This window comes from Nocardiopsis sp. CA-288880, from assembly GCF_050955985.1.
GTDB lineage: Bacteria > Actinomycetota > Actinomycetes > Streptosporangiales > Streptosporangiaceae > Nocardiopsis > Nocardiopsis tropica.
The window spans coordinates 2,226,976-2,252,911 of the sequence record NZ_CP192105.1 but is presented as its reverse complement, the minus strand read 5'-3'; the positions used below and the strand labels follow the sequence as shown (position 1 = coordinate 2,252,911).

Genomic DNA, 25,936 nt, shown 5'->3' with positions numbered 1-25,936 from the left:
CCGCCCCGGACCCCCTTCCGGGCGCTCCGGGCCACGGGCGGGCACCCCGCCCGCGGCCCGGGGCGGGGGACGTCCTAGCATGGCCGCGTGAAGAACCACTACTGGCACGTCGTGCTTCCGCCGCTGTGCGCCTGAGCGGGCGCACGCACACCCTTTCCTGACCCCGTCGGAGAGCCCGAACGGCGACCCCCGGTGACCGCACCCGGGTCGCCCCCCGTCGTGCGCCCGTTTCGCCGCCGCCGAAACACACGACGACGAAGGAACCACCGTGCCAGAACACTCCCTTTCCCGGTCCGGCGCACCGACCCGCGCCCCCGCCGCACCCCCGCTCCAGGGGCCCCTGCCGATCCTCGCCGCGGCGGTCCTGTGGGGCACCACCGGAACCGCCGCCTCCTTCGCCCCGGCCGAGGCGCCCGCCGCCGCGATCGGCGCGGCCGGCCTGGTCCTGGGCGGCCTGCTCCTGTTCCTCACCGGGAGGGGCTCCACCGCCCTCCTGGCCCGGAGCGACCGGCCCACCCGCCGGACCCTCGCCCTCGGGGCCCTCGCCGTCGCCGGGTACCCGCTGTCCTTCTACCCTGCCGTGGCGCACGCGGGGGTCGCGGTCGCCACGGTGATCACCCTCGGCAGCGCACCGGTCTTCTCCGGCCTGCTGGCCTGGCTCACCGGGCGGGCCCGGCCCACCGCGCGGTGGACGGTCGCGACCGCCTCCGCGGTCCTGGGCTGCGCGGTCCTCGTGCTGGGCTCGGAGCTCGGCGCCGGCGGGACACCGGTACGCCCCGCCGGGGTGCTCCTGGCGCTGGCCGCCGGGTTCTCCTACTCCGCCTACGCGCTCGTCGCCGAACGCCTGATCCGGCGGGGCCACCCCTCCCCCGCCGTCATGGGCACCATGTTCGCGGGCGGCGGGATCGCCGTCCTGCCCGTGGTGGCGGCCACCGGAGCGTCCTGGCTGGCCACGGTGGACGGCGCACTGGTCGCCCTGTACCTGGCGGTGTTCACCGTGTTCCTGGCCTACCGCCTGTTCGGGCACGGCCTGCGGCACACCTCCGCCTCCGTGGCGACCACGCTGACCCTCGCGGAGCCCGCCGTGGCCGCCCTGCTGGGGGTGGCGGTGGTCGGTGAGCGGCTGTCCGCGGTGTCCTGGGCCGGGCTCGCCGTGCTCGCCCTCGGCCTGGCCGTCCTGCGCGCGCCCGCCCGCCGCCGCGGCTGAGCCGCCGGACCGCCGCCTCCCCCGGCCCGGCGGCCGACGGGCCGGGGAGAGGAGGCGGATCGCGGACCGGAGGGTACCGGCAGGCCGGGCCCCGCCGCCCGCCCGGGACCGCACCGCGGTGCGCCCTCCCGGAACGGGGGGGCGCGGACGCTGCGGCGCCCGGAGCGGTGCGCCACGGGCGCCCGGCGGACCTCAGGCCGGGCCGTCGACCGCGATCTCGACCCTGCCGGGGTAGAAGGCGAGGTGGGAGCCGATGGCCGCGACGGCCGGGTACGGCTCCTCGTACGTCCACACGGCGTCCTTGAGCTCCTCGCCGCCCGGCATCTCGATCGTGTAGTAGGCGGCGGTCCCCTTGAAGGGGCAGTAGGTGGAGGTCTCCGTGCGCCGCAGGAGCGAGCGGTCGGCGTCCCGGAGCGGAACGTACTGCACGGGCCCGTAGTCCGCCTCGCGCAGGGTCAGCGCCGCGGTGGTGTCGGCGACGACCAGGCCGCCGACACGCACCACGACCCGCCCGGGCGCGGGCTCGACGGTGATGGGGTGGTCGGGCCCCGGGACCCTCTTGTCGTGTGCCATGGCGTCCCCTCCGGTCTCCCGTGTACCCGGCCACTGTACGGCGGCCGGAGCCGGAACGGGCCCGGGGACGCGGAGGATCCGGCGGGCCGGGAGCGCGCTCCCGGCCCCTCGGCCCCTAGCCCTGGTCCTCGCGGTGGCGGCGGGCCGGGTTCACGGGCTCCAGCACCGCCAGGCACTCCACGTGGTGCGTCATCGGGAAGGCGTCGAACGCCCTCAGGTCCACCAGGTTGTACCCGGAACGCGCGAACTCCGCGATGTCGCGGGCGAGCGTGGCGGGGTCGCAGGAGACGTAGGCGACCCTGCGCGGACGCGTCCCGGCGATGGAGCGGACGACCTTGGTCCCGGCGCCCGCACGGGGCGGGTCCAGGGCGACGACGTCGGCCCGCACGTCGGCCCACTCGCGCAGCTGGGCGGCCACGTCGTTCTGCTCGACGCGGACCTGCTCCAGGTCCTTGAGGTTGTAGCGGGCGTCGCGGACGGCCTCGGCTCCGCTCTCCACGCCCATGACGCGGCCCTCCGGACCCACGGCGTCGCCCAGGGCTCCGGTGAACAGCCCGGCGCCGCAGTACAGGTCCATGGCGGTCTCGCCGGGCTTGGGCTCCAGCGCCGCCAGCACGGCGTCGGTGAGGGTCACGCCCGCCGCCGGGTGGACCTGCCAGAAGCCGCCCGCGCTGACACGGAACTCGCGGCCGTTGACGGTCTCGCGCACCCCGCGGCGGCCCTTCACCTGCTGCACGCGCCCGCCCTTGAAGCGGCGCAGCACCGCGCTGGACGCCTTGAGGTCGGGGAGCGTGCTCAGCCTGGCCTTGGTGGGGGTGATGACGACGGCGCGGTCGGCGCAGGTCGAGGAGGCGACGGCCTCCACGTCCTTGGTGTCCTCCCACGTCACGTCGGTGACGCCCAGTTCGGCCACACCGGGGTGGGCGATCAGGCAGCGGTCGACCGGCTCGATGTCGTGGGAGCGGTGGCGCCGCAGCCCCGCGTGGCCGTCGGTGTCCACGGAGAAGCGGACCCGCGTGCGCCAGCCCAGGCCGTCGGGGGTGCCGGGCAGCTCCTCGACGACGACGGCGCGCTCGATGCCGGCGATGTGGCGCAGCTGCTCGGCGACGACCTCGCCCTTGAGCCGGCGCTGGGCCTCCAGGGAGGCGTGCTGCCAGTCGCAGCCCCCGCACTTGCCGGGGCCGGAGAACACGCAGGGGGCCTCGACCCGGTCCGGGGAGGCGGACAGGACCTCGACGGCCTCGCCGCGCAGGAACCGCGTGGTCTCCTCGGTGACGCGGACGCGGACCCGCTCGCCCGGGAGGGCGTGGCGGACGAAGACGACCTGGTCGTTGTGGCGGCCCACACACCAGCCCCCGTGCGCCACGTCGTCTACTGTCAGCTCGAACTCATTGCCCACACGGGTCATCGCTTCGTCCTTGGGTGGTCGGGTCGGGTCACGTTCCGGGTGACCCTGCGCGCACAGCCACCAAGCGTCCCCAATCTACCCGTCCCCGGGCACCGCCCGCGCTGTTCAGCCGTGTACGCGAGGGCCGGGGGCCGTCGCGCGCGCCGGACCGATGTGTGCCATGGTGTGACTGTGAGGGCACGCGGGACCACAGCGTGCGGCTGTCTCGACGGGAGTGCGGGCGAGGTGCACATCGTGATCATGGGGTGCGGTCGCGTGGGATCCACGCTGGCGCACACGCTGGTGGACCTGGGCCACACCGTGGCGGTGATCGACCAGGACCCCGAGGCGTTCCGGCGGCTGCGCGGCTCCGTCTCCAAGCACGCGGTCCGCGGCGCGGGGCACGACCGCGAGGTCCTGATGTCCGCCGGGATCGACCGCGCGGGCGCGTTCGCCGCGGTCAGCAACGGCGACAACTCCAACATCATCGCGGCCCGGGTGGCGCGCGAGGCGTTCGGGGTCGAGAACGTGGTGGCGCGGATCTACGACCCGCGCCGCGCGGAGGTCTACCAGCGTCTGGGCATCCCCACCGTCGCGACGGTGCGGTGGACGGCCGACGCCTTCCTGCGCCGGATGGTGCCGGGCGACGACCGGCTCACCGCGGGCCCGGAGTGGCAGGACGCGTCCGGGACGCTGGCGATGAACGAGGCGCCGCTGCCGAAGGGGTGGGCGGGCGCCCGCGTCGGCGAACTCGAGGAGGCCGCCCCGCTGCGGGTGGTGTACCTGGTACGGCGGGGACGGATCGTCCTCGCCGGGTCCGACGTGCGCCTGGAGGAGGACGACGTCCTGCACGTGGTCGGTCACGGCCGCGAACCGGACTCCCTCCCCGAGCGGCCGGACGGGCCGCCGCGGGGGCAGGGCGACGAGACGGGACGTGGGTGAGATGCGGATCGCCATCGCGGGAGCGGGGAGCGTGGGGCGCTCCATCGCCAAGGAGCTGGCGGGCAGCGGCCACGACGTGCTGCTGATCGACCGGGACACCCGGGCCATCGGGGTGGACGACCTGCCCGAGGTGGAGTGGCTGCTGGCCGACGCGTGCGAACTGGCGACCCTGGAGGACGCCCGCCTGGGCGACTTCGACGTGGTCGTCGCCGCCAGCAGCGACGACAAGGTCAACCTGGTGGTGTCCCTGCTGGCCAAGACCGAGTTCGGCGTGGGCCGGGTGATCGCCAGGATCAACGAGCCCGACAACGAGTGGCTGTTCAACGAGACGTGGGGCGTGGACCTGGCGGTCTCGCCGCCGAGGCTGATCGCCGACCTGGTCGAGGGAGCCCCCGAGGACGACCCGGACGAGGAGGGCACGCTGCCCCCGCTGCCGGGGGCGGAGATCGCCGAGTCGGTGCTGCACGCCGCCAGCCCGTTCGCGGGGGCCGCGGAGTCCGAGCTGAGCGCGGCGCTGCCGGAGGGCGTGGCGCTGGTCGCCGTGCTCGGACCCGGCGGGGTGCGCCCGCCCGACCCCGGGCGGAACCTGTCGGTGGGCGACACGGTGGTGTTCCTGGCCGATCCCGAGGCGCTGGGTCCGCTGGAGGTCCTGCTGGGCCCCGTGGACGACGCCGCGGACGCCTGACCCCGGCCCTCAGAGGGCTCCGGGGAGGGAGGCCCGCCCCGCGCCGAACCGGTCCCCGGACGTCGGACCGGTCATCGGGAGGCCGGACCACGAGGGCCCGGGACCGGTGTCGGACCGGGCCCGGGCCCTCGAGCCGTGCGCGGGTGCGCTAGGCGCCGTCCCCGGCGTCCGCCGCCCCCGTCTCCTCCAGCGGCGTCCGGCCGCGCGCCAGGACCCACACCATGCCCGCGAACGCGGCGACCTGGAGCGGCCAGCCCATGGCGATCTTGGAGAGGCCCAGGAGCCCGAACGTGTCGGCCCAGCCGTTGGTGTCGGCCATCCACAGCGGGTACTGCACGACCACGCGGACCACGCAGGGCAGCACCAGCAGCCAGGTGAGGCGGGAGGCCAGCCGGACCACCGCCGGGTTGGAGCGCCAGGAGGTGAAGTCCTCCTTGTGCCCGATGAACGGACCGATCATCAGCCCGATGGCGGGCCAGCGGACCAGGACCGACAGGCTGAGGACCACCGCGTAGACGGCGTTGTAGATGATCCCGGGCAGGAAGGCGTCCGCGGCGTTGCCGCTGCGCATCGCGAAGACGGCGGCGATGCCGATGCCGAACAGGCTGGTGACCACGTACTGGACCGACGAGCGCTGCACGAGCCTGACCGCGCCCAGAACCAGCGCCGCGACCACCCCGAGGCCGATCGACAGCCTCAGGTCCGAGGCGATGACGTAGGACAGGGTGAAGGCCAGCGTGGGCATCGCCGCCTCGACCATGCCGCGCTTGCCGCCCAGGGCCTTGGACAGCTGGGAGCGGACGAGCGCCTCGACCGTGTCCTCGGTGACGGCGGGGGCTCCCGTCGGCGCGGGCCCTTCGGCCGCGCCCGGCGCCGACGCGCCCGCCGGGGCGCCGTCCGGCGCCGCCTTCGCCGTGTCGTCCGCCCCGGCCGCCGGGGCGGCCTCCCCGGCTGCCCTCTGCTGCTCAGTCATCCTGCTCCCGGTCCGGTCGGTCCTCGGTGGCCGTCGCCCCGCCCGGCCTCTCCCGCGCGGGCGCACCGGCCATGATGCCCCACACTATTAGACCCGTCACGGACCGAGGGGGCGCTCGCCGTGCTCCCTCCCGCCGTCCCGCCCGGCTTTGTCATGCTTGACCCGGTCTTGTCGCGTGCGGCTTCTCACCCCGGCCCCGTCGCGGACCGGCCCCGACGACCGCGGACGGGCCCGGAACCCGGCCGCCGGGAACAGCGGGTCCTGGCGGGCGCCGGCGCGACTCCGTACGCTGGCGGCCAGAACAGCCGGAGCGCCTACGCGAGGAGCACCATGCAGCAGAGCACGCCCCCCCGGCCGGACCACCTGGAGTTCGCCGTCGCCCTGGACCGCGCGCTGGTCCGCCCCGGCGCCTCGCACGTCTGGTCACCGCACTCGGTGGGAACCGTGCTGGCGCTGCTCGCGAGCGGGGCCGCCGGGCGCACCCTCGCGGAACTGTCGGCCCTCCTCGGCGACGACACCGAGGGGCTGCTGGACGCCCTGGACGCCGCGGTGGCCTCCGGCGACGGACCGGACCTGGCCGCGCTGAACGGGCTGTACGTGCCCGCCGACCTCCCGGTACGGGCGGAGTTCGCGGCACGCGTGCGCGAGCGCCCCGGCGCGGAGGTGGAGGGCGCCGACTTCGAGAACGACCCCGAGGGCGTGCGCGCCGGGGTCAACAGCAAGGTGTCCGACGTGACCCGGGGCCTGATCGACGAGCTCCTCCCCGCGGGCAGCATCTCCCCCGACGTCCGCCTGCTGCTGGTCAACGCCCTGTGGGTGAAGGTCGTCTGGTCCGACCCGTTCGAGGCGGGCCTGACCCGGGACCGGCCGTTCCACGCACCGGGCGGAAAACGGAAGGTCCCCACCATGCACAGGTCCGCCCGCCTGCCCTACGCGCGGGCGCAGGGGTGGAGCATGGTCGGTCTGGAGGGCGGCCACGGCCTCACCCTGGACGTGCTGCTCCACGACGGGGACGCCGGCGCCCCTCCCCCGCTGACGGTGTCCGCGCTGTCGGAGCTCTACCGGGGCCGCTCGTCCCAGCAGGTCGACCTCGCCTTGCCCCGGTTCACCGTGGAGACCGACACCTCCCTGCTGGAGCCCCTCGCGTCCGCCGGGGTGCGTCACATGGTCACGGACGAGGCGCGTTTCGACGGGATCAGCGAGGAGCCGCTCCGCGTGGACGAGATCCTCCACCAGTCGGTGCTGAAGGTGGACGAGAGGGGCGCCGAGGGCGCCGCGGCCACCGCCGTGATGATGCTCCGCGCGGCGGCCGTTCCCCTGCGTCCGGTCAGGTTCACCGTCGACCGGCCGTTCGTGTTCGTGCTGCGCCGGGGCGGGTCGATCCTGTTCCTGGGACGGATCGCGGACCCGGTGGACCCGGGCCCCGGCTCCTGAGGTCCGCTCGGCGGACGGGCCCCGGCAGGACCGCTCCTGCCCTCCCCGGGGGCCGGGCGGCCCCGTGTCAGGCCTCCGGGGCCGCGCCGGGCGCCAGGAACGCGCCGGTGACCCCGGCCAGCTCCGCGCGTGCCCGCCCGTCCGACAGCGCGGCCTCGTTGTCCCCGTCCTGGGGGCCGTAGGAGCCGAACTGGGCGTGGTTCATCCCCTCCACCGACACCGTTTCCGCGGAACCGGGCAGGTGGCGGGCGTTCTCCTCGAACTCCTCGGGGCTCGTGAGTGCGTCCCTTCCGCCCGCGACGGCCAGGACCCTCAGGTCGTCGCGGTCGGCCAGCCCCGCCGACTCGGTGGCGTAGGACGCCCACAGGATCAGCCCCTCCACCCCGGGCGCGGGGTCGCCGCCCGCGTAGGACGCGGCCATCGCCCCGCCCAGGGAGTGTCCGCCCACGTACCAGGTGTCCACGTCCGGGACGGCCGACACCGCGGAGTCGGCCCGGTTCACGTCGAACACGGCCATGTTGAGGCGCATCCGGGGGATGACGACGGTGGCGCCCGTGTCGGCGACCACCGGGACCCACGAGGCGACGTAGGCCTCCGCCTCCACCCTGGCGCCGGGGTAGAACACGACGCCGGTGGCCGTGCCGTCCCGAGCTGGCGCGACGACCACCGCGTCCCCGGTGTTGCGCACCTGCACGGCGGGGTTCTCGACCGCCTCGGCCAGCGGCACGGGGTCGGCCCGGTACGGGGTGAGGGTCCACCCCAGGAAGGCGGCACAGGAGGCCAGGAGCACGACCAGGAGCCCCGCGGCCGCCCCCCACCAGCGGCGTCGCCGCCGGCGCCCGCCCCGTGCGTCCTCGGTCATGTCCGGTCCCTCTTTCCGTCCGGCGCCCGGGAGGCCGGGCGGTGCGTGTCCGGCGGACGCGCTCAGCCCTTTCTACCGGTGGCTTCCGCGGCGCCGCGGGCGGGGCCCGTCAGGGGAGCGCCGTGTCGGCCCCGGTCGACGGCGCAGCGGGCCGGCGCGAGGCCTCCGGCGGGTGTGGGGGCGGCGTCGGCGCGGGCGGTGCGGGGCGTCGAGGGCCTTCCGGTCCGGCGGTGGACGTCGCAATCCACACCGATACCGGAGGCCCTCTTCGCGTGTGTCGTGCGGGGCGGGTGTCACCGACCTCCGTGGTCGGGACGCCTAGACCTCGAACACCTCGAAGGCCGTGGCCAGCGGCACCCCCGCCCACGCCCCGGCCCGGGCGGCGGCCTCGGGCAGGAACGACCTCTGGTCGAACCCCTCGAGGGCGGCCAGGTAGACGGCGTGCGCGTCCAGGGACGCCACCCCGGCGGCCAGGTCGGCCTCGCTCAGCTCCACGTAGTGCGCTGCCAGCGGCGACGCGCCGAAGGCCACGAAGCGCACCCCCGACCAGGGCGTGAGCCCCTCCTGCGCCAGGTCGGGGAACACCCACCGGTTGGCGGCGTCGCGGACCGCGTCCAGCAGGGCCGGGCCGAGGACCCGGTGGTCGGCGTGGTTGAAGCCCCCGCCTCCCGCGAACTGCTCGCGGAAGTTGATGGAGACGATCGCCTCCGGGCGGTGGCGCCGGATCGCCGCTGCGAGGGCCCGCCTCAGGGGCAGCCCGTACTCCAGCGTGCCGTCGGGGAAGTCCAGGAACTCGACCGTGGCGGCCCCCACCGCGGCGGCCGAGGCGCGCTGCTCCGCCATGCGCACCGGCGCGCACTCCTCGGGGGCGAGGCCGTCGATGCCCGCCTCGCCCTTGGTCACCAGGAGCTCCACGACGTCCTTGCCCCGGCCGGTCCAGCGGGCGAGCGCGGACGAACTGCCGAACTCCAGGTCGTCGGGGTGGGCGACCACCGCGAGGACCCGGTCCCAGTCCTCGGGGAGCGGCCGGGGAGCGCTCTTCTCCGTCGTCTCTGTCATGGGGCACAGACTACGGAAGGGCCGCGCCCCCGGCACCTCTCCACGTGGCCGAACTCAGGAGTCGCCGGAACCGCTCGGTGCGCCGCCGGGCGCGGCGGGCCCGGAACCGTTCGGCGCGGCGCCGTTGGGCGAGCGCCCGGCGTTGCCGTGCTGGGCGGTCTGCTGGGCGGCGCGCGTCTTGGCCGCCTGCGCCATCTGCTCCTGGATCTGCTTGGGCACGGTGATCTGGAGCAGCTCGTTGGGCGGCACCGGCTGGTCGCCGCGCACCACGACGATGCCCGCGAAGAGCTGTTCGATCTCCGCCATCACCTCGGGCTTGGAGGCCCCCTCGCCGCGGATCACGCCGCGCAGCACCCAGCGCGGACCGTCCACGCCGATGAAGCGCACCCGCTGGGCGAGCTGCTTGCCGTCCTCGGTCGTGCGTCCCTTGACGGGGACGAGGGCCTTGAGCTCGGGGCCGAAGGTGCCCTCGTGGTCCTCGACCTTCCCGCCCTGCTTGACGACCTGCTCGCGCAGCTCCTCGCGCATCTCGTCCCACAGCCCGGAGGACTTGGGGGCGGCGAAGGGCTGCACCTGGAGCGCGCTCTTGCCGCGCACCAGGGTCACCCCGATGATCTTCTGCTTGCCCGCGCTGTCCTGGGCGACGTTCACCTGGATCTCGGTGCCCTGCTCCATCGGCAGCTGGATGCTGCCCAGGTCCATGCGCCCGGCCTCGGGCGCGTCCTCGGTGGAGTCCCACGGACCGGTGGTGCGGTAGCGGTCCGCGTCCTTGACGGGCTGGCCCCGGGACGCCTCAGGCTCGACCTCGTTGCCGAAGGAGACGTCGCCGGCGGCCCCGCCCGTGGTGGGGCCGGCCTCCGATCCCGTTCTGCCGGTCTCATTGTCCCGCTTCTTGCGGCGGCGTCCAAACACGCCTTCACCTCTCCGATTCCGTTGGTCCCGGGATCGCACCGGGGTTGGTGGGAGCCGTCACCGCTGCGCGGCGTGGCCCCCCGTCGAACCGAAACCGCCCGTCCCCCGGTCCGACTCCGGAAGGGAGTCGGCCTCGACGAACAGCGCGTGCTCCACCCGCTGGACGACCAGCTGCGCGATCCGGTCGCCCCGGGTCAGCTTCACGGGGGTCTCCCTGTCCGTGTTGAGCAGGATCACCTTGATCTCACCGCGGTATCCGGCGTCGATGGTGCCCGGCGCGTTGACCATGGTGACGCCGCTGCGCGCCGCGAGACCGGAGCGCGGGTGCACGAAGGCCGCGTACCCGTCGGGAAGGGCGATCGCCAGGCCGGTGGGAACGGTCGCGCGTTCGCCGGGGGCGAGGACGAGGTCGACCGCGGTGTGCAGGTCGGCCCCTCCGTCGCCGGGATGCGCGTACGCGGGCAGGGGGAGGCCGGGGTCCAGGCGGTGGACCGTGATCGGGATCCGGCCGCCTTCCGGGGCTGTGGTACTCACATCGGTCGAGCCTATCGCCCTCCGGGCTCTGCCCCGGTGTCCGGCGCCGCCGGTTCGCGCCGGGGAGTCGGGCGCGACGGCGGGGCGGGACCGGATCCCCGGTCCCGCCCCGTACGCCCTGGCGGCTGTGCTCCCGGCCGCCGGGAACGCTCCCCGCGGCCGCGGCCTACTCCCCGGAGGCCTCGGGGAGCGTCACCTCGACGGTGAGGTCGGTGTCGTCGGTGTCCTGGAAGTCGATCCCTGCGGCGCGGCCCGCGGCGGCGATGTCGCCGGTGGCCGCGCGGGCGGCCCCGACGCGCTTGCCGGAGACCCGCACGTGCTCGACCTCGGCGCGCATCGACAGCTTGGCCTCGGACTTGGCCTTGCGGATGGCGCGCAGGACCTCGGCCGTGGCGGCGAGGACCACCGGGTCGCCGTCGGCGGCCGCGGCGCGGTAGGAGGCGGCGTCCGGCCACGTCTGGGAGTGCACCGAGCCCTCCTGCCACCAGCTCCAGACCTCTTCGGCGACGAAGGGGACGAAGGGCGCGAACAGCTTGTGCAGGGCGCCCAGCGCGACGAGGAGCGCGGCGCGCGCGGAGGCCCCCTCGGCGGACGAGGTGTCGTAGGCGCGGGTCTTGACGAGCTCCAGGTAGTCGTCGCAGAAGTCCCAGAAGAAGCGCTCGGTGCGCTCCAGGGCCCGCGTGTGGTCGTAGGCGGCGAACGCGGCGGTGGCGTCCTCCACGACGTCGGCGAGCGCGGCCAGCATCGCGCGGTCCAGCGGCTCGGTGACCTGGTCCGGGTCGGCCGTGGCGTCCTCGCCCGCGACGGACATGACGAACTTGCTGGCGTTGAGGATCTTGATGGACAGCCGTCGGCCGACCTTCATCTGGCCCTCGTCCATGGCGGTGTCGGTGCCCAGGCGGCCGCTCGCCGCCCAGTACCGGACCGCGTCGGAGCTGTACTTCTCCAGCAGCGCCAGCGGGGTGACGACGTTGCCCTTGGACTTGGACATCTTCTTGCGGTCCGGGTCCAGGATCCAGCCGGAGATGCCGGCCGTGCTCCAGGGCAGGGTGCCGTTCTCGAAGTTGGCGCGGACCACCGTGGCGAACAGCCAGGTGCGGATGATGTCCTGGCCCTGCGGGCGGTAGTCCATCGGGAAGACGCGCTCGAACAGGTCCTGGTCGCGTTCCCACCCGGAGGCGATCTGGGGGGACAGCGAGGAGGTGGCCCAGGTGTCCATGACGTCGGGGTCGCCCATGAAGCCGCCGGGCAGGCCGCGCCGGTCCTCGGTGTAGCCCGCGGGGACCTCGGAGCTGGGGTCGACCGGGAGCTGGTCCTCCGAGGGGAGGATCGGCTCGTCGTAGCGCGGGTTGCCGTCGGCGTCCAGCGGATACCAGACGGGGAAGGGGACGCCGAAGAAGCGCTGGCGGCTGACCAGCCAGTCGCCGTTGAGGCCGCCGACCCAGTTCTCGTAGCGGGCGCGCATGTGCTCGGGGTGCCAGGTGAGTTCGCGCCCGCGCGCGATCAGCTGCTCGCGCAGGTCCTCGTCCCGGCCGCCGTTGCGGATGTACCACTGGCGGGTGGTGACGATCTCGAGGGGCTTGTCGCCCTTCTCGTAGAACTTCACCGGGTGGGTGATGGGCTTGGGCTCGCCGATCAGGTCGCCGCTCGCGCGGAGCATCTCGACGGTGCGCTCGCGGGCCGTGTGGACGGTGGCCCCGACGAGCGCGTCGTAGGCCTCGCGGGCGGCGCCGGACTCCAGTCCCCGGGGCGGGTCGGCGATGAAGCGGCCGTCCCAGCCGATGACGGGGCGGGTCTCCAGCTGGAGCTCGCGCCACCAGGTGACGTCGGTGGTGTCGCCGAAGGTGCAGATCATCGCGATGCCGGACCCCTTCTCGGGGTCGGCGAGGCGGTGCGCCCGGACCGGGACCTCCACGCCGAAGACCGGCGTGCGCACGGTGGTGCCGAACAGGTCCTGGTAGCGCTCGTCGTCGGGGTGGGCGACCAGGGCGACGCAGGCGGCCAGGAGCTCGGGGCGGGTGGTCTCGATGTGGACCGCCGTGCCGTCGGGCTTGTGGAAGGCGACCTCGTGGTAGGCGCTGGGGCGCTCGCGGTCCTCCAGCTCGGCCTGGGCGACGGCGGTCCGGAAGGTGACGTCCCACAGGGTGGGCGCCTCGGACATGTAGGCCTCGCCCCGGGCCAGGTTGCGCAGGAAGGCGCGCTGGGCGGCGGCGCGCGAGTTGTCGTCGATGGTGGCGTAGGTGTGGCGCCAGTCGACGCTCAGCCCGAGCCGGCGCCAGATGGACTCGAAGACCTTCTCGTCCTCGGCGGTGAGCGTGTCGCACAGCTCGATGAAGTTGCGCCGGGAGACGGGGATCTGCCGCTTGGGGTCGGGCTTGGCCGGCGGCTCGAACTCCGGGTCGTAGGGGACCGACGGGTCGCAGCGGACGCCGTAGTAGTTCTGGACGCGGCGCTCGGTGGGCAGGCCGTTGTCGTCCCAGCCCATCGGGTAGAAGACGGCCTTGCCGTTCATCCGCTGGAAGCGCGCGACGGTGTCGGTGTGCGTGTACGAGAACACGTGGCCGATGTGCAGCGACCCCGAGACCGTGGGCGGCGGGGTGTCGATCGAGTAGACGTCCTCGCGGCTGCGGGTGCGGTCGAAGTGGTAGACGCCGGACTCATCCCATACGTCGACCCACTTCGCCTCGATACCGTCCAGCGAAGGCTTGTCGGGCATGCGGAAGGAATGAGAGCGGTTGGTCATGGGGCAATGGTAGTGCTCCACCGACCGTGATCGCTCCGGGTTTCCGGGCGTCACAGAGGGGCGAAAACACCCCCCCGGGGTATCCTGTCCGCAGGAGGTCGGCATGAAAGGATCTCCCCGTACGCACAGGAGGGCGGCGCGCCCGTCGCGCCCCCTCGTACACCCAACGGAAACGGTGGACGATTCACATGGCTAAGAAGGACGGCGGTGACGTCGGTCCCGCTCTCGCCGGGTTCGCGGCCGGGATCGCGGCGGAGTTCGTGATGCGCAAGGCCCTGAACTTCGCCTGGACCCGCGTGACCGGCGAGGAACCGCCCACGGACCTGGAGTCCCCCGACGTCAGCCTCGGCCGCGCCCTCAGCTGGGCCGTGATGGCCGGCGTGGGCGTGGAGGTGGCCCGGGTGCTGGCCGTACGGGCCGCCAGGGCGAAGCTGGTCGGCGCCGGCCCCAAGGAGCTGGAGCCCTGAGGCCCGGGCGCCCGGCGCCACGTGACGGCGGCGGGCGGCCGACCGCACCACCCAGGTGTGTGGTCGGCCGTCCGCCGTCGTCCCCCCGGCCCCCTCGCGTCCGGACGGGCGGGGAACGTCCGGGTGGTACGCGCGACGCGCCCCCGGTCAGGGACGCGTCGAGTCGCGGTGGGGTCCGCTCCCGACGGACCGGAGGTCGCACGGAGCGGGGCGGTTCAGCGTCCGTCCCGTCCGCTCAGGTGCACTCCTTGCAGACCAGCTGACCGGCACGCTGTTCGGCGAGCTGGCTGCGGTGGTGCACAAGGAAGCAGCGCGAGCAGGTGAACTCGTCGGCCTGGCGCGGGAGCACGCGCACCGCGAGTTCCTCGCCCGACAGGTCGGCACCGGGCAGTTCCATGCCCTCCGCGACCTCGTCGGGGTCGACGTCGATCGTGCCGGTGCCCTTGTCCACGCGCCGCGCCTGCAGCTCCTGGAGGCTGTCCTCGTTGATGTCCTCGTCAGTCTTGCGCGGGCTGTCGTAGTCGGTGGCCATCTCTGCTAACTCCATCCCCCTCGTTCAGTGCCTCGTCGCGCGGGTGTAACGCTTGAGAGACCTTCGTTGTGCCCGGATCTGCCGATGAGTTTTTCCCGATGTCGGTGAACCGTGTCCCCTCCCGGGCCACTGTCCACAGGTGAGCAGTAATTTCACGGGATCGTGACCGATGGCGGCCATGTGTGGCGGCTGCGCCAAGGATCGGCTCCCTGTGTACTACCCAACGTCGAGCGCCTCGTAGACCAGGAAAATCCGCTTCCGCCCATTCCGGACAAAGCGCAAAACACTCCCCCAGGGGCGGGCGAAAGCCAAGACATGCCCACGTCAGGAGGGATTCCCTCCGTGTCCACGCCCGGGGAAGCATACCCACCCGAGCGCGACGCTCGTGACACGGGTGGGCGTGTCTTCGGACACGTATAGATACCACGAAGTCCGGCCGAACGCAGCTCGGTCCCGGCCCCCGGCGCCGCAGGGGGCCTCTCCGCGCCGGCGGACGGCGTCCGGGGCGGGCCCGGAGGAGCCGCGCCCCGGGGGTCCGCCCGACCGCGGGCCAGGGTCAGCGCCGGTCGCCCGGGTCCCCGGAGGACACGGGGAGGCACACGGTGACGACCAGGCCGCCGCCCGCCCGGGGCCAGGCGGTCACCACCCCCTCGTGGGCGCGCACCACGGAGCGGACGATGGACAGGCCCAGCCCGGCGCTGCGGCTGGAGCCGACCCGGTCGCCGGAGCCCCGGCGGAACGGCTCGAACAGCCCCTCGATCTCGTAGGCGGGGATCACCTTGCCGGAGTTCTCCACCTGGACGGCGGGCATCCCCTCGTACATGCCGCTGCGGACGGTGATCTCGCCCTCGGGGACGTTGTACTTGAGGGCATTCTCCACCAGGTTGCCGACGAGCCGCTCCAGCAGGACCGGGTCGCCCACCACCGGGGCGGGGCGCAGGTCCTGGCGCAGCGACAGGCCGGAACCGGACAGGTCGCCGTCGAGCTGGCTCAGCACCGTCCCGGCGACCTCTCCGAGGTCGACCCTGGCCCGGACCTCCAGCTCCCTGTCGCTCTTGGCGAGGAAGAGCAGGCCGTCGATGAGCCGTTCGTGGCGGGCGTTGGTCTCCAGGAGGGTCTGCCCCACGCTCTTCAGGTCGGGCGAGACGTCCGGCGCGCTGAGCGCCACCTCCAGGAGGGTGCGGTTGATCGCCAGGGGCGTGCGCAGCTCGTGGGAGGCGTTGGCGACGAAGCGCCGCTGTCCGTCGAAGGCCCGGTCCAGGCGCTCCAGCATGCCGTCGAAGGTGTCCGCCAGCTCGCGGATCTCGTCGTCGGGGCCGGACAGGGCGATCCGCTCGTGCAGGGACCGCTCCGACAGCCGGCGCGCGATGCGGGTGATCTTCTGCAGCGGCGACAGGGCCCGCCCCGCCACCGCGTACCCCAGGGCCACCGCGAGGAGCCCCACCAGGAACAGCGCCAGCAGTGAGAACCGCGTGACGTGGGTGAGGACCTCCTCGATGAGGTAGCTGTGGGCGAGCAGCTCCGAGGCGGACTCCTCCGCGAGGAGCGCGTTGAGCAGGACCGCCACGACCAGGTAGTTGACCAGGACGAGCACGGAGCCCGCGGCGAAGAACAGCATCCCGTAGATGAGGGTGAGCCGCGCGCGCAGGCTGATGTTGTCGGTGAAGCGGTGGACCCGCTCGGAGGCCGTGGAGCGCTCGGCGGCCCCGCCCCGGGGAGAGGCGGAGTGCAGTCGGCGCCACGTCCCGGTGTCGCCGGGGCCGGTGGGTTCCACCTGCCCGGGCTCGGGACGCTCCCCCGGTCTCACAACCGGTACCCCGCACCGGGCACTGTCTGGATGACGGGCGGGTCGCCGAGCTTCTTGCGCAGCGTCATGACGGTGACGCGGACGACGTTCGTGAAGGGGTCGGCGTTCTCGTCCCAGGCCTTCTCCAGCAGCCCCTCGGCGCTGACCACGGTCCCCTGGGCGCGCATGAGCACCTGGAGGACGGCGAACTCCTTGGGCGTGAGGGGGATCTCCCGGTCGTCGCGGTAGACGCGGTGGTTGGCCGGGTCGAGGGTGATGCCGTGGCGCTCCAGGACCGGCGGGAGCGGCGGCGCGGAGCGGCGGCTGAGCGCGCGCACGCGGGCGATGAGCTCCGCGAAGGCGAAGGGCTTGGCCAGGTAGTCGTCGGCCCCGATGGTGAGGCCCTCGACCTTGTCCTGGACGCCGCCGGAGGCGGTGAGCATCAGGATGCGGCCGTTGTAGCTCTCGTTGACGAGGGTGCGGGCGACGTCGTCCCCGTGGGTGCCCGGGAGGTCCCGGTCCAGGACGACCACGTCGTAGTCGTTGACGGCCGTGTGCTCCAGGGCGGTGTCGCCGTCGTAGACCACGTCGACGGCCATGGCCTCGCGGCGCAGCCCGACCGCGACGGCGTCGGCCAGGACTCGTTCGTCTTCGACCACGAGTACGCGCACGTTGTTCCTCTGAAGCGTTGGTACCTGGAAGAAAAGGGGCCGCTGCCGGCGCATCCCCCAACACACCGGCAGCGGCGTTCTTGGTCCCGGCCGCGTCATCCGTTCTTTCACAGCCGGGGTAAGGAGACGGTAAACCCGTCGCGGCGGTTTCGCGAACCGGCCGCCCACCTCACCCCCGTGTGGCCACGGGCGCTGGGCCGGGAGCTTCACAACTCCCCTTGGCGCACGGGGAGCCGCCGCCGACGAATCCCCCAACCGTCGGCAGCGACCCAACCCCGCACATCTCGAATGTGTCAGATGAAGAATAAGGAACGAGTAAGCACAAGACCCCGGAGGGAAATGTGTCGTGGGACACCCTTGGTCCGGACTTGACCGGGGCCCGGGCGGACGCCGGGCAACCCCGGCTCCGCACCCCCCGGGCGGGCCCTCGCCCGTCCCGCGCGGCACGCCCCCCGCCCCGGGGTCGGGTCACGGAAGGATCACGCGCGGGGGGCGGGGGTTTGACCTGGACCACGGTGCGGTACACGTAAGGGATGCGCGCGGACACCGGCCCGAGGGCCGGACCGCGACGCGTACGCGTGTCACAGGGTCGTGACCACTTCGATCGTGCGGACGCCCCCCGGCGTGCGCGGACGGATCCGCACCGGCGCACCAGCGTGCCCCGGTGCCTACCCCTGGAAGAGGTGCAATGGGCGAGTTCCTCGCGGAGATCACGGTTCGCATCAACGAGACCAACAGTTCCTTCAAGGCCGCGCAGGCCGCCGGAGACGACTTCCTCGCCGACACGCATGCGTCGGAGCTGGAGGACCTGCACCGCATCGCGGCCCGCAACGGCCTCGACACCCGCGCCTAGGACGCCCGGGACGGGTGACGGCGTCGCGGCGCGGTGGGACGACGAGCTCCCACCGCGCCCTTCGCGTGCCCGGGGTCAGCCGTCGGTGTCGGCCCCCAGCGGCGCCAGGAGCGCGTCGAGGGCGTCGTAGAGCTCCGGGCGCGCGGCGATGACGAGGTCGTTGCCGGGCGGCCCGCCCCCCGGGCCGCCCACGCGGATACCCGCCTCGCTGGCCACCAGGCCCGGCGCGGACCAGTCCCAGGCGTGGAGCCCGCGCTCGTAGTAGGCGTTGCAGCGGCCGGTGGCGAGGCCGGTCAGGTCCACCGCGGCCGAGCCTCCGCGCCGGATGTCGCGGATGTGCGGGACGACCTCCAGGAGGACCTTCGCCTGCTGGATCCGCCGCTCGGCGAAGTAGCCGAAACCGGTGGCGACCAGCGCGAGTTCCAGGGGGACCGCGGGCGGGGCCTGGAGGGGCTCGCCGTTGCGGCGGGAGCCGCCGCCCAGGACCGCCTCGAACATCTCCCCCCGCGCGGGCACGTTGACCGCGGAGGCGACCACCACGCCGTCGACCTCGGCGGCCACGGCCACACCCCAGTCGGGGCTCCCGTACAGGTAGTTGACCGTGCCGTCGATGGGGTCGACGATCCAGCGCACCCCGCTGGTGCCCTCCTCGCCGCCGCCCTCCTCCCCCAGGACGGCGTCGTCCGGGCGGGCGGCGAGCAGGCGCGCCCGGATGAGGTCCTCGGTGGCGCGGTCCATCCTGGTGACGACGTCGGTGGGGCTGGACTTGGTGTCGAGCACGGTGATGCCCGCCTGGCCCCCGGCGGCGAGGTCGCCCGCCTCCGCCGCCACTCTCACGGCGAGGTCGCGCAGGCTCTCGCGGTCGGGTGCGGCGTGGGTGGTACTCACTGGTGGTTCTCCCCGTCGTGGCATGGCCCCGTGCCGGCCCCGCCCGGACGCGGGGCCGCCGGGTGCCCGGTACGCATGCTGGTGCGCGGGGCCGGGAGCGCCACCGACGCCCCTGAAGACCCCGCAACCGCACCCTATGCCCGCCGGCCGGGGCGGCGGCTCGGATCCGCGGGACCGCTTCGGCGGGGCCCCGGGGAACGGTCCCTCCCCGGGGGCCGGGCGGCCGGCGCGGAGCGCCGGTACCGCGCACCGTGCGGCGCGCCCGGCCGCGTTCCGTCCCCGGAGCGCATCACCCCGCCCGGATCGGGCACTGTCCGTTCCGGGAGGCGTGAGAGCGAACGCGGGAGGAGCCCACCCGGTGCCCGGACCCGGCACCGCCCTCCCGGGCGCACCGCGAGCGGGCCGTGAACGGTCACGGACGCACGGCGACGAAGCCGGCGCGGGCCCCGGTCCGCGCCCCCTCGCCGCACGGCGGGCGTCCGGAACCGCTCCGGACCCGTCCGGCGGCGTGGACCACCCTCCGGAAGTCCGCGGGCGTCCTTCCTCCGGACCTCTGGACACGCCGAGGAGAAAGAGGCAGCCTCATGCATCACCAGCAGCAGACCCCGCGGACCTGGCACAAGGCCGGTCACAGCCAGGGCGCCACGAACTGCGTCGAGGTGTCCGAGGGCGCGACCGCGGCCGTACGCGACACACGGAACCGGGACAGGGGGTACCTGGAGTTCCCCAACCGCGAGTGGGCCGCGCTTCTCGCGACGGTCGCCTGAGGGCCCCCGCTCCGTCCCCGGGGGCTCCCGGGGACGGAGCGGCGCGGTGGGACGTGGGGCCGAGGCCCCGCGTCCCACCGCGCCGCGGCCGGGGAGTGTTCTCCGGAAGGCTCCCCGGCCGACGGGCGGCCTCCCGCGCACCGGGCCGGCGTCCGGCCCGGCCGTGCGCCGGGGGCGCGGCGGGAGGAGGCCCGGCAGGGGCGGGGAGGACCCGCCTACAGCAGGTCGGGCCTGGCCCACTCCTTGCCGTGGACGTGGTGGTCGAGGAAGGCGAAGACGGTCTTGTACCAGATCTGGGCGTTCCCCGGCGTGAGGATCCAGTGGTTCTCGTCCGGGAAGTACAGGAACTTGGCGTCCACCTCGTGCAGCAGCAGGTCGCGCCACAGGCGCAGCCCCTCGGAGATGGGCACCCGGTAGTCCTTGTCGCCGTGGATGACGAGCATCGGCGTGCGGATGTCCGCCGCGTGCAGGTGCGGCGAGTTCAGGGTGTAGCGCTCCGGCCGCGCCAGCGGGGTGCCGAACTCCCGCTCCCACACCGGCGGGTAGTCGGTGGTGCCGTTGAAGCCGTCCAGGCCCCAGAGGGAGGCGTGCGAGACGATCGCCTTGAACCTGTCGGTGTGCCCGGCGATCCAGTTGGCCATGTAGCCGCCGAAGGAGCCGCCCATCATGGCGGTGCGCTCGGCGTCGATGTCGTCGCGGGCCACGGCGGCGTCCGTGGCGGACATGACGTCGGCGTACGTGCGCGGTCCCCACCTGCCCCAGGCCCGGCGGAGCATCTCCTGCCCGTAGCCGGTGGACAGCGCCGGGTCGGGCAGCAGGACGGCGTAGCCGCGGGCGGCGAGCAGCCACGGGTTCCAGCGCCAGGACCAGCCGTTGAAGCTCATGTACGGGCCGCCGTGCACCCACAGCATGAGCGGTGCGGGCGACTCCGCGGACGCCTCCTCCGGCAGGACGAGCCAGGACCGGATCCGGGTGCCGTCGTCCGCCGTGGCCTCGACCTCGGTCAGGGTGCCGGGCATCGTCAGCGCGGAGCCGGGCGTGCGCAGGTACGCGGGCTCCCCGTCCTCGGTGTCCGCGGACAGGCGCACGGGGGCCGGCGGGGCGTCCCAGGCGTCGCGCAGCGCGTACACGTACCGGCCGTCGGGGGAGGGGTTGAGGCCGCTGTAGGCGCCGTGGTCGCCGGTGATCCGGGTGACCGCGCCGGTGGCCGTGTCGACGCGGAAGACCGGGCGGCGGCCGTTCTCGTCGGCGACGACGAACACGGCGCCGGAGTCGGCGGACCAGGCGAGCTCGCGCGGCCACATCTCGTGTCCGGGGAGCAGGTCGCGGCCCTCGCCGGTCGCCAGGTCGACCAGCCACGCGGTCTCGTCGCGCGGCTCGCCGTCGTACTCGCCCTCGTGGCTGCGGACGAGGAGGACGCCGCGCCCGTCCGGGGAGACCTGCGGGCGGCCGAAGTCGAACTCGGGGTCGGTGGCGATCGTGCGCCGCTCGCCGGTGGCGGTGTCGACGGCGACGACCTCGGTGCGGTGGGCGCCCCCGGCGGCGGGGACCCGCCACTCGGTGACGAGGACCGCGCCGTCGGGCGTGAGGGAGCCGCCCGCGCCCAGGAGCGCCATGCCGGCGTCGGGGGTGAGGTCGCGAGGCTCGCCGAGCCGGGCGTCGTCGTCGGCCGGCGGCTCGGCGACGAAGTAGCGGGGGTGGTCGGGGCCGACGTCGCTGTCCCAGTGGCGGACGGGGAGCGCCTCGTGCAGGATGGCGCTGACGCCGGCCTCCTCGCGGGCCTTGCGTGCCTCCCTGTCCCCCTCCTCGTCCTCGCTGCGCGGGAGGACGTCGGAGGTGAAGGCGACCAGGCCGGAGTCGCGGGCGACGGTGAAGGAGCCGACGCCGCCGGGCCGGGAGGCGACCTGGCGGGCCTCGCCGCCCCCGGCGGGCAGGAGCCACAGGGCGGAGGCCGCCTTGTCCTCGGCCCCGGCCTCGGGGTCGGGTCTGCCGGTGGTGAAGAGCACCGAGCCGTCGGGCAGGAAGCCGACGCCGCTCTCGCCCTTGGCGGAGCGGGTGAGGCGTCGGGGAGCGCTCCCGCCCTCGGCCTCGGGGGCGACGTCGATCTCCCACAGGGCGCTGCGAAAGGACTTGGCGTCGGGGGCGATGCCGCTGACGGGTGCGACCAGACGGGTTCCGTCCGGCGAGAGGCGCAGGCCGTTGACGCGGCGAAGCCGGACGTACTCCGGCAGCTCATACCAGGAACGAACCAAGACACATACTCCTGAACGTCGACTCGTGATCCGGTGAGACCCTATCGGGCGGGTCCCGGGCGGCCACTGGCGCCGTCGACTCGGGAGAGGGGCGGTGTCAGCAGCGTTTACCCAACCTACCGGCGCGCCCCGGCCGCGCTCCCCCGTCCGTCCGGCGCGACCGCGCGGCGGGCCCGCTCCGGACCGCGTCGGGGGCGGGTCCGCGAGGGGGCCGCCCGGCCGCGTCCGGGGGCCGGCCGCCGACGCCCGGGAGGTCCGTCGCGGGGCGGGCCGGGGCCCCGGACCCGGGAGCCGTCCGGGGGCGGCGGCCCGGCGCTCCGCCCCGTCCCGGCGCGGAGCGGTTCAGCAGTCGCAGCCGGCGCAGCGCGGGAGGGCGCCCAGCTTCCGGGGGGCCTTCCCGCCGGTGTACTCGCGGACCAGGTCGGTCACCATGGAGACGAACGCGGGGTGCGTGCCCGGGCTGAGCGCGCGCTCGTAGCCGATGCCCAGCTTCTGCGCGGTCTCGCGCGCCTCGACGTCGAGGTCGAACTTGACCTCCATGTGGTCGGAGACGAAGCCGTGCGGGACGACGACCACGGCGGGCACGCCCTCGGCGGCGAGCTCCTCCATGCGGTCGTTGACGTCCGGCTCCAGCCAGGGCTGGCTCGGCGGGCCGCTGCGGCTCTGGTAGACGACCTCGAACGGGTACTCGCGGTCGAGGCGGTCCACCACCAGGCGGGCCACCTCGGCGAGCTGCGCCCCGTAGGCGCCCGCGGGGCCGAACCCCTGTCCCGGCCCTCCGCTCTCCCGCGCCATCGCCATGGGGATGGAGTGCGCTGAGAAGAGCAGGCGGGCGCCCCGGCGCTGGTCCTCGGGGAGGGCGTCCAGGGACGCGAGGGTGTGCTCCACCAGCGGCTCGACGAACCCGGGGTGGTCGTAGAAGGGACGGATCAGGTCGACCTCGGGGGCGTCCTCCCCCAGCGCGGCGCGGGCGCGGGCGATGTCCTCCTCGTAGGCCGTGCGGCTCGACCAGTTGCAGTACGCGGAGGTGGGCAGGGCCAGCACCCGGCGCACGCCGTCGTCGCGCATCGCGGCGAGGGTGTCGGTGAGCATCGGCGCCCAGAACCGGTTGCCCCAGTAGACGGGCAGGTCGATCCCGTTGGCGGAGAAGTCGCCGGTGATCGCGGCGATCAGGTCCCGGCACTGCTGGTTGATCGGGCTCACGCCCCCGAACAGGAAGTAGTGCTCTCCGACCTCGGCCAGCCGCTCGCGGGGGATGTTGCGTCCGCGGGTGACGTTCTCCAGGAAGGGGATGACCTCGTCCTCGCCCTCCGGGCCACCGAAGGAGATCAGCAGAAACGCGTCGTAAGGCCTCATGGACCTTATGAAACCAGCTCTCCGGGACCTCCTCGCGCGACCCCCCGGATCAGCGCCCTGTGGTCTTGGCCTCCCCTCCCCCGGCGGGCGGAGCACCCGGCGGAGTACTCCCCTGGCGGCAGAAGTGACCGGTGGGTAATGTCGCCGCATGACAGATGTGACGTGGCACACATGGGCGGACACCTACCAGGCGCGCCCGAGGCGCACGGCGGCTCCCGGGGACGCCGCGGCGGTGTCCGCCGCGGTCCTCTCGGCCGCCGACGAGGGCCTGAGGGTCCGCATGGTCGGTTCGGGCCACTCCTTCACCGACGTGGCGGTCACCGACGGCCTCCTCCTCTCCCCCGCCTCGCTGGCCGCGGTGCGTTCGGTCGACCCGGAGGCGGGCACCGCCACGGTCGAGGCGGGCCTGCCCCTGTGCGACTTCAACGACGTGCTGGCCGAGCACGGCGTCGCCCTGGCCAACATGGGCGACATCGCCGTGCAGACCATGGCCGGAGCGGTGCAGACCGGCACCCACGGGACCGGCCGGGACTCGGGCGGCCTGGCCTCCCAGGTGGTCGGGCTGGAGATGGTGCTCGCCGACGGCTCCGTGGTCGAGTGCTCCCCGGACCGCGACCCCGGGCTGTTCCACTCCGCGCGGGTGGGGCTGGGCGCGTTCGGCGTGGTCACCGCGCTGACGATGGCGGTGCGCCCGGCCTTCCTGCTGTACGCGAGGGAGGAGCCGATGCCGTTGGACGAGGTGCTGGAGAGGCTTCCCGAGCTGCGTGCGGGCAACGAGCACTTCGAGTTCTTCTGGTTCCCGCACACCGGCAACACCAACACCAAGCGCAACAACACCGCGGACGGGCCGGCGCGGCCGCTGTCCGGCTTACGGGCGTGGCTGGACGACGACTTCCTGTCCAACACGGTCTTCGAGAGGGTCAACCGCGTGTGCCGCCGCCACCCCCGGATCGTGCCCGCAGTGAACCGGATCAGCTCGCGGGCGCTGTCGGCCCGCAGGTACACCGACGCGTCGCACAAGGTGTTCGCGTCCGTGCGCGACGTGCGGTTCGTCGAGATGGAGTACGCGATCCCCGCCGAGCACCTGGTGGACGTGCTGCGCGAGGCCCGCGGGATCGTGGACCGGGGCGACCACCGGGTGAGCTTCCCGGTGGAGGTGCGGTTCGCGCCGGCCGACGACGTGTGGCTGTCGACCGCCTACGGGCGCGACACGGCGTACGTCGCGGTGCACATGTACAAGGGCACCCCCCACGAGGCGTACTTCGCCGACATGGAGGCCGTGTTCACGTCGGTGGGCGGGCGACCCCACTGGGGCAAGATGCACACGCGCGACCGGTCCTACCTGGAGAAGGTCTACCCGCGCCTGGGCGAGGCCCTGGCGGTGCGCGACCGCGTGGACCCGCGGCGCCGTTTCGGCAACGACTACCTGGAGCGGGTCCTCGGCTGAGGCGCCGGGGACGCGGTGCGGTCCCCGGGGCCCGGCTCCCTCCCGCCCCGGCCGGGGCACGCGTCGCCGCGCGCGGGCGGCGGGGGCCCGCACGGGGCCCCCGCCGCCGTCCGGCGCCGGAGGCCCGTCAGCCCGCGGGGGGCGCGGGGGCGGGCGCCGGGGCGGGGGTCCCGCCCCCCTGCCCTCCGCCGTCGCCGGTCCCGGGGTCGGGCTGCTGCGTACCCGGGTCCTGGGGTTCCTGCTCCTCGACCGGCGGGTCCGTGGGCTCGGTGGTCCCACCGGTGCCGCCGCCGTCGCCGCCCGTCCCACCGCCGCCGGTGCCGTCCTCGGGCTCCTCGGTCGCGGGGGCCTCCGGCTCGGGCGTCGTCCCGGGCGTTCCCGTCCCCGGCTCCTGGTCGGTGGTCCAGGGCTCGTCCCCGGTGGTCTCCCCGGTCCCGGGGTCGTCCTCCTGCGCCGGGGCGCCCGAGCTGGAACCGCCGAGCAGGGTGGGCGAGGTGGGCTCGTCACCGCCTTGCGTCCAGGCGGTCAGCGACCGTCCCGTGAACAGCTCGAACAGCAGGATCACGAGCATCACCAGGGCGAACACCGCGGCGGCCGGGACCACCACGGAGCGCCAGCCGCGCCGCGGACGGAGGCCGCCCCCCTCCCGCTCCCCGGAACCGCCGCGGCCCCGGGCCCCGGCGTCCACCGCGGGCAGCAGGGCGGTCCCGTCCGGGACGCCGGCCCGGTTCGCGGGGTCCCCGGGGCCGCCGAAGGCGGCGGTCCTGTCGTCGGCCGCCCCCAGCGCGGGCATGGCCATCGTGCGGGTGGCGTCGAAGTCGCGGGGCGGCCCGTCGGGCGGGCCCGCCTCGGAGACCTCCCTGAGCAGGCCCGACTCGGAGATCTCCTCCGGGAAGGGGGCCACGGGCGCCCCGGGCGCCACGGGACCGGCCTCGGTGTGGCCGACCGCCTTCCCCGCCAGCTGCCTGGCCTGTTCGCCGCTGCGGGAGAACCAGTGCTGGAGGAGGGGGCTGACCAGGGTGCTGAGCGTGGCCATGACGGCGGCGCCGACGACCGTGCCGTACACGTTGAGGTACGAGGCCGCGGTCGCGGCGGCGAGCGTGGCCGCGCCGGCGCCCGCGACCTGGGAGACGCTCAGTTCGATCCGCTTCTTCTTACCGGCGCCCTCCTCCGCCTCGTTGTCGTCGTCGTGTCCGGTCCGACCCATCCGGTCGCCCCTCCTCGGTCGGCCGCGCGGGGCGCGACGGGAACTCGTACTGGCGGGATGCGCGTGTGGTGGGGCATACGGCCCCACAGTCACCAAACATCACATTTCGCCCATAGATGGATAACTCACCCTAAGGGGCCCCGGGTTCCGATAACGCCAAGACATAAGAAGCATCACTCTCCGGCATAGGTCGGCGTGTCGGTTTGCCGAAGAGGGGTGTCGTCCGACCAGCCCCCGGACCGAGATCGGAGTTTTTCCCATACCTGGGGTGATTCAGGGGCCCCGGGATACCATCACCGCGGAGCCTTCGCACGGGATCGGCGACATTCCCCCCGATCGCTCCCGGTCGCCGAAGGCTCAGCGTGCCAAGATTGGCAGCGGAAGCGACCGTGAGCGCCC

Annotated in this window: 23 protein-coding genes; 8 read left to right on the top strand and 15 right to left on the bottom strand. The window is 74.3% G+C overall.

All coding sequences use genetic code 11. The features are described 5' to 3' along the window. Window positions 1-268: 268 nt before the first annotated feature. Window positions 269-1,207, top strand: coding sequence for an EamA family transporter (locus ACQPYD_RS09805; protein ID WP_433700681.1), 939 nt, complete (start codon window positions 269-271; stop codon window positions 1,205-1,207). 192 nt (window positions 1,208-1,399) lie between these two features. On the opposite strand, the gene ACQPYD_RS09800 is transcribed toward ACQPYD_RS09805, so the two are convergent. Further along, window positions 1,400-1,780 carry a DUF427 domain-containing protein gene (locus ACQPYD_RS09800; RefSeq protein WP_433700680.1) on the bottom strand — a complete coding sequence of 127 codons (381 nt, stop codon included), beginning with the start codon at window positions 1,778-1,780 and terminating at the stop codon, window positions 1,400-1,402. A gap of 115 nt (window positions 1,781-1,895) precedes the next feature. After that, window positions 1,896-3,188 carry a class I SAM-dependent RNA methyltransferase gene (locus ACQPYD_RS09795; protein WP_433700679.1) on the bottom strand — a complete coding sequence of 431 codons (1,293 nt, stop codon included), beginning with the start codon at window positions 3,186-3,188 and terminating at the stop codon, window positions 1,896-1,898. Between the two features lie 225 nt (window positions 3,189-3,413). On the opposite strand from ACQPYD_RS09795, the gene ACQPYD_RS09790 reads away from it, so the two are divergent. After that, complete coding sequence (locus tag ACQPYD_RS09790; RefSeq protein ID WP_433700678.1) at window positions 3,414-4,109, top strand: potassium channel family protein; 696 nt, start codon at window positions 3,414-3,416, stop codon at window positions 4,107-4,109. Further along, window positions 4,102-4,794, top strand: coding sequence for a potassium channel family protein (locus ACQPYD_RS09785; protein WP_344183939.1), 693 nt, complete (start codon window positions 4,102-4,104; stop codon window positions 4,792-4,794). The genes ACQPYD_RS09790 and ACQPYD_RS09785 overlap by 8 nt, the downstream gene beginning before the upstream one ends. 148 nt (window positions 4,795-4,942) lie before the next feature. Here the strand turns inward: ACQPYD_RS09785 and ACQPYD_RS09780 are convergent, their stop codons facing one another. Then, window positions 4,943-5,767 carry a DUF3159 domain-containing protein gene (locus ACQPYD_RS09780; protein ID WP_433700677.1) on the bottom strand — a complete coding sequence of 275 codons (825 nt, stop codon included), beginning with the start codon at window positions 5,765-5,767 and terminating at the stop codon, window positions 4,943-4,945. Between the two features lie 330 nt (window positions 5,768-6,097). Here ACQPYD_RS09780 and ACQPYD_RS09775 point away from each other — a divergent pair, with 330 nt between their 5' ends. Further along, window positions 6,098-7,201, top strand: coding sequence for a serpin family protein (locus ACQPYD_RS09775; protein WP_433700676.1), 1,104 nt, complete (start codon window positions 6,098-6,100; stop codon window positions 7,199-7,201). A gap of 67 nt (window positions 7,202-7,268) precedes the next feature. Here ACQPYD_RS09775 and ACQPYD_RS09770 read toward each other — a convergent pair whose 3' ends face one another. The 5 genes from ACQPYD_RS09770 to valS all read right to left on the bottom strand — a co-directional run bounded on the left by ACQPYD_RS09770 (window position 7,269) and on the right by valS (window position 13,311). Continuing rightward, the gene (locus ACQPYD_RS09770; protein ID WP_433700675.1) at window positions 7,269-8,063 is read right to left on the bottom strand and encodes an alpha/beta hydrolase; all 795 of its coding nucleotides are present in this window, start codon (window positions 8,061-8,063) and stop codon (window positions 7,269-7,271) included. A gap of 318 nt (window positions 8,064-8,381) precedes the next feature. Then, the gene (locus ACQPYD_RS09765) at window positions 8,382-9,122 is read right to left on the bottom strand and encodes a PIG-L deacetylase family protein (protein ID WP_433700674.1); all 741 of its coding nucleotides are present in this window, start codon (window positions 9,120-9,122) and stop codon (window positions 8,382-8,384) included. Between the two features lie 54 nt (window positions 9,123-9,176). After that, on the bottom strand, window positions 9,177-10,034 hold the full coding sequence (locus ACQPYD_RS09760) for a DUF3710 domain-containing protein (RefSeq protein WP_433700673.1): 858 nt from the start codon (window positions 10,032-10,034) through the stop codon (window positions 9,177-9,179). A 57-nt stretch (window positions 10,035-10,091) separates the two neighbouring features. Next, window positions 10,092-10,568: a dUTP diphosphatase gene (dut, locus tag ACQPYD_RS09755; protein WP_433700672.1), complete on the bottom strand. Its 477-nt coding sequence runs from the start codon at window positions 10,566-10,568 to the stop codon at window positions 10,092-10,094. 166 nt (window positions 10,569-10,734) lie between these two features. Continuing rightward, a complete protein-coding gene (gene valS / locus ACQPYD_RS09750; RefSeq protein ID WP_433700671.1) occupies window positions 10,735-13,311 on the bottom strand; it encodes a valine--tRNA ligase in 2,577 nt (858 codons plus the stop codon). 188 nt (window positions 13,312-13,499) lie between these two features. Here valS and ACQPYD_RS09745 point away from each other — a divergent pair, with 188 nt between their 5' ends. After that, complete coding sequence (locus ACQPYD_RS09745) at window positions 13,500-13,778, top strand: DUF4235 domain-containing protein (RefSeq protein WP_355012229.1); 279 nt, start codon at window positions 13,500-13,502, stop codon at window positions 13,776-13,778. A 235-nt stretch (window positions 13,779-14,013) separates the two neighbouring features. Here the strand turns inward: ACQPYD_RS09745 and ACQPYD_RS09740 are convergent, their stop codons facing one another. The 3 genes from ACQPYD_RS09740 to ACQPYD_RS09730 form a co-directional block, all read right to left on the bottom strand. After that, entirely contained in the window at window positions 14,014-14,310 is a 297-nt protein-coding gene (locus ACQPYD_RS09740; RefSeq protein WP_087100666.1) for a DUF4193 domain-containing protein, read from the bottom strand. Window positions 14,311-14,866: 556 nt separating this feature from the next. Next, window positions 14,867-16,117, bottom strand: coding sequence for a sensor histidine kinase (locus tag ACQPYD_RS09735; protein ID WP_433700670.1), 1,251 nt, complete (start codon window positions 16,115-16,117; stop codon window positions 14,867-14,869). Beyond that, window positions 16,114-16,767 carry a response regulator transcription factor gene (locus ACQPYD_RS09730; RefSeq protein ID WP_267949130.1) on the bottom strand — a complete coding sequence of 218 codons (654 nt, stop codon included), beginning with the start codon at window positions 16,765-16,767 and terminating at the stop codon, window positions 16,114-16,116. The genes ACQPYD_RS09735 and ACQPYD_RS09730 overlap by 4 nt, the downstream gene beginning before the upstream one ends. Before the next feature lie 688 nt (window positions 16,768-17,455). On the opposite strand from ACQPYD_RS09730, the gene ACQPYD_RS09725 reads away from it, so the two are divergent. Then, window positions 17,456-17,620, top strand: coding sequence for a hypothetical protein (locus tag ACQPYD_RS09725; protein WP_267949129.1), 165 nt, complete (start codon window positions 17,456-17,458; stop codon window positions 17,618-17,620). Between the two features lie 75 nt (window positions 17,621-17,695). Here ACQPYD_RS09725 and ACQPYD_RS09720 read toward each other — a convergent pair whose 3' ends face one another. Next, entirely contained in the window at window positions 17,696-18,508 is an 813-nt protein-coding gene (locus tag ACQPYD_RS09720; RefSeq protein ID WP_433700669.1) for an inositol monophosphatase family protein, read from the bottom strand. 584 nt (window positions 18,509-19,092) lie between these two features. On the opposite strand from ACQPYD_RS09720, the gene ACQPYD_RS09715 reads away from it, so the two are divergent. Beyond that, on the top strand, window positions 19,093-19,275 hold the full coding sequence (locus tag ACQPYD_RS09715) for a DUF397 domain-containing protein (RefSeq protein ID WP_402919230.1): 183 nt from the start codon (window positions 19,093-19,095) through the stop codon (window positions 19,273-19,275). A 215-nt stretch (window positions 19,276-19,490) separates the two neighbouring features. On the opposite strand, the gene ACQPYD_RS09710 is transcribed toward ACQPYD_RS09715, so the two are convergent. Both ACQPYD_RS09710 and ACQPYD_RS09705 read right to left on the bottom strand, forming a co-directional pair. Beyond that, entirely contained in the window at window positions 19,491-21,527 is a 2,037-nt protein-coding gene (locus tag ACQPYD_RS09710) for a S9 family peptidase (protein WP_433700668.1), read from the bottom strand. 342 nt (window positions 21,528-21,869) lie between these two features. Beyond that, entirely contained in the window at window positions 21,870-22,883 is a 1,014-nt protein-coding gene (locus ACQPYD_RS09705; protein ID WP_433700667.1) for a ferrochelatase, read from the bottom strand. Between the two features lie 148 nt (window positions 22,884-23,031). Here ACQPYD_RS09705 and ACQPYD_RS09700 point away from each other — a divergent pair, with 148 nt between their 5' ends. After that, window positions 23,032-24,330 (top strand): D-arabinono-1,4-lactone oxidase, encoded by a 1,299-nt coding sequence (locus ACQPYD_RS09700; RefSeq protein WP_433700666.1) that lies wholly within the window; start codon window positions 23,032-23,034, stop codon window positions 24,328-24,330. 127 nt (window positions 24,331-24,457) lie between these two features. Here ACQPYD_RS09700 and ACQPYD_RS09695 read toward each other — a convergent pair whose 3' ends face one another. Continuing rightward, window positions 24,458-25,537, bottom strand: a complete 1,080-nt coding sequence (locus ACQPYD_RS09695; protein WP_433700665.1) for a hypothetical protein — start codon at window positions 25,535-25,537, stop codon at window positions 24,458-24,460. Window positions 25,538-25,936 lie beyond the last annotated feature (399 nt).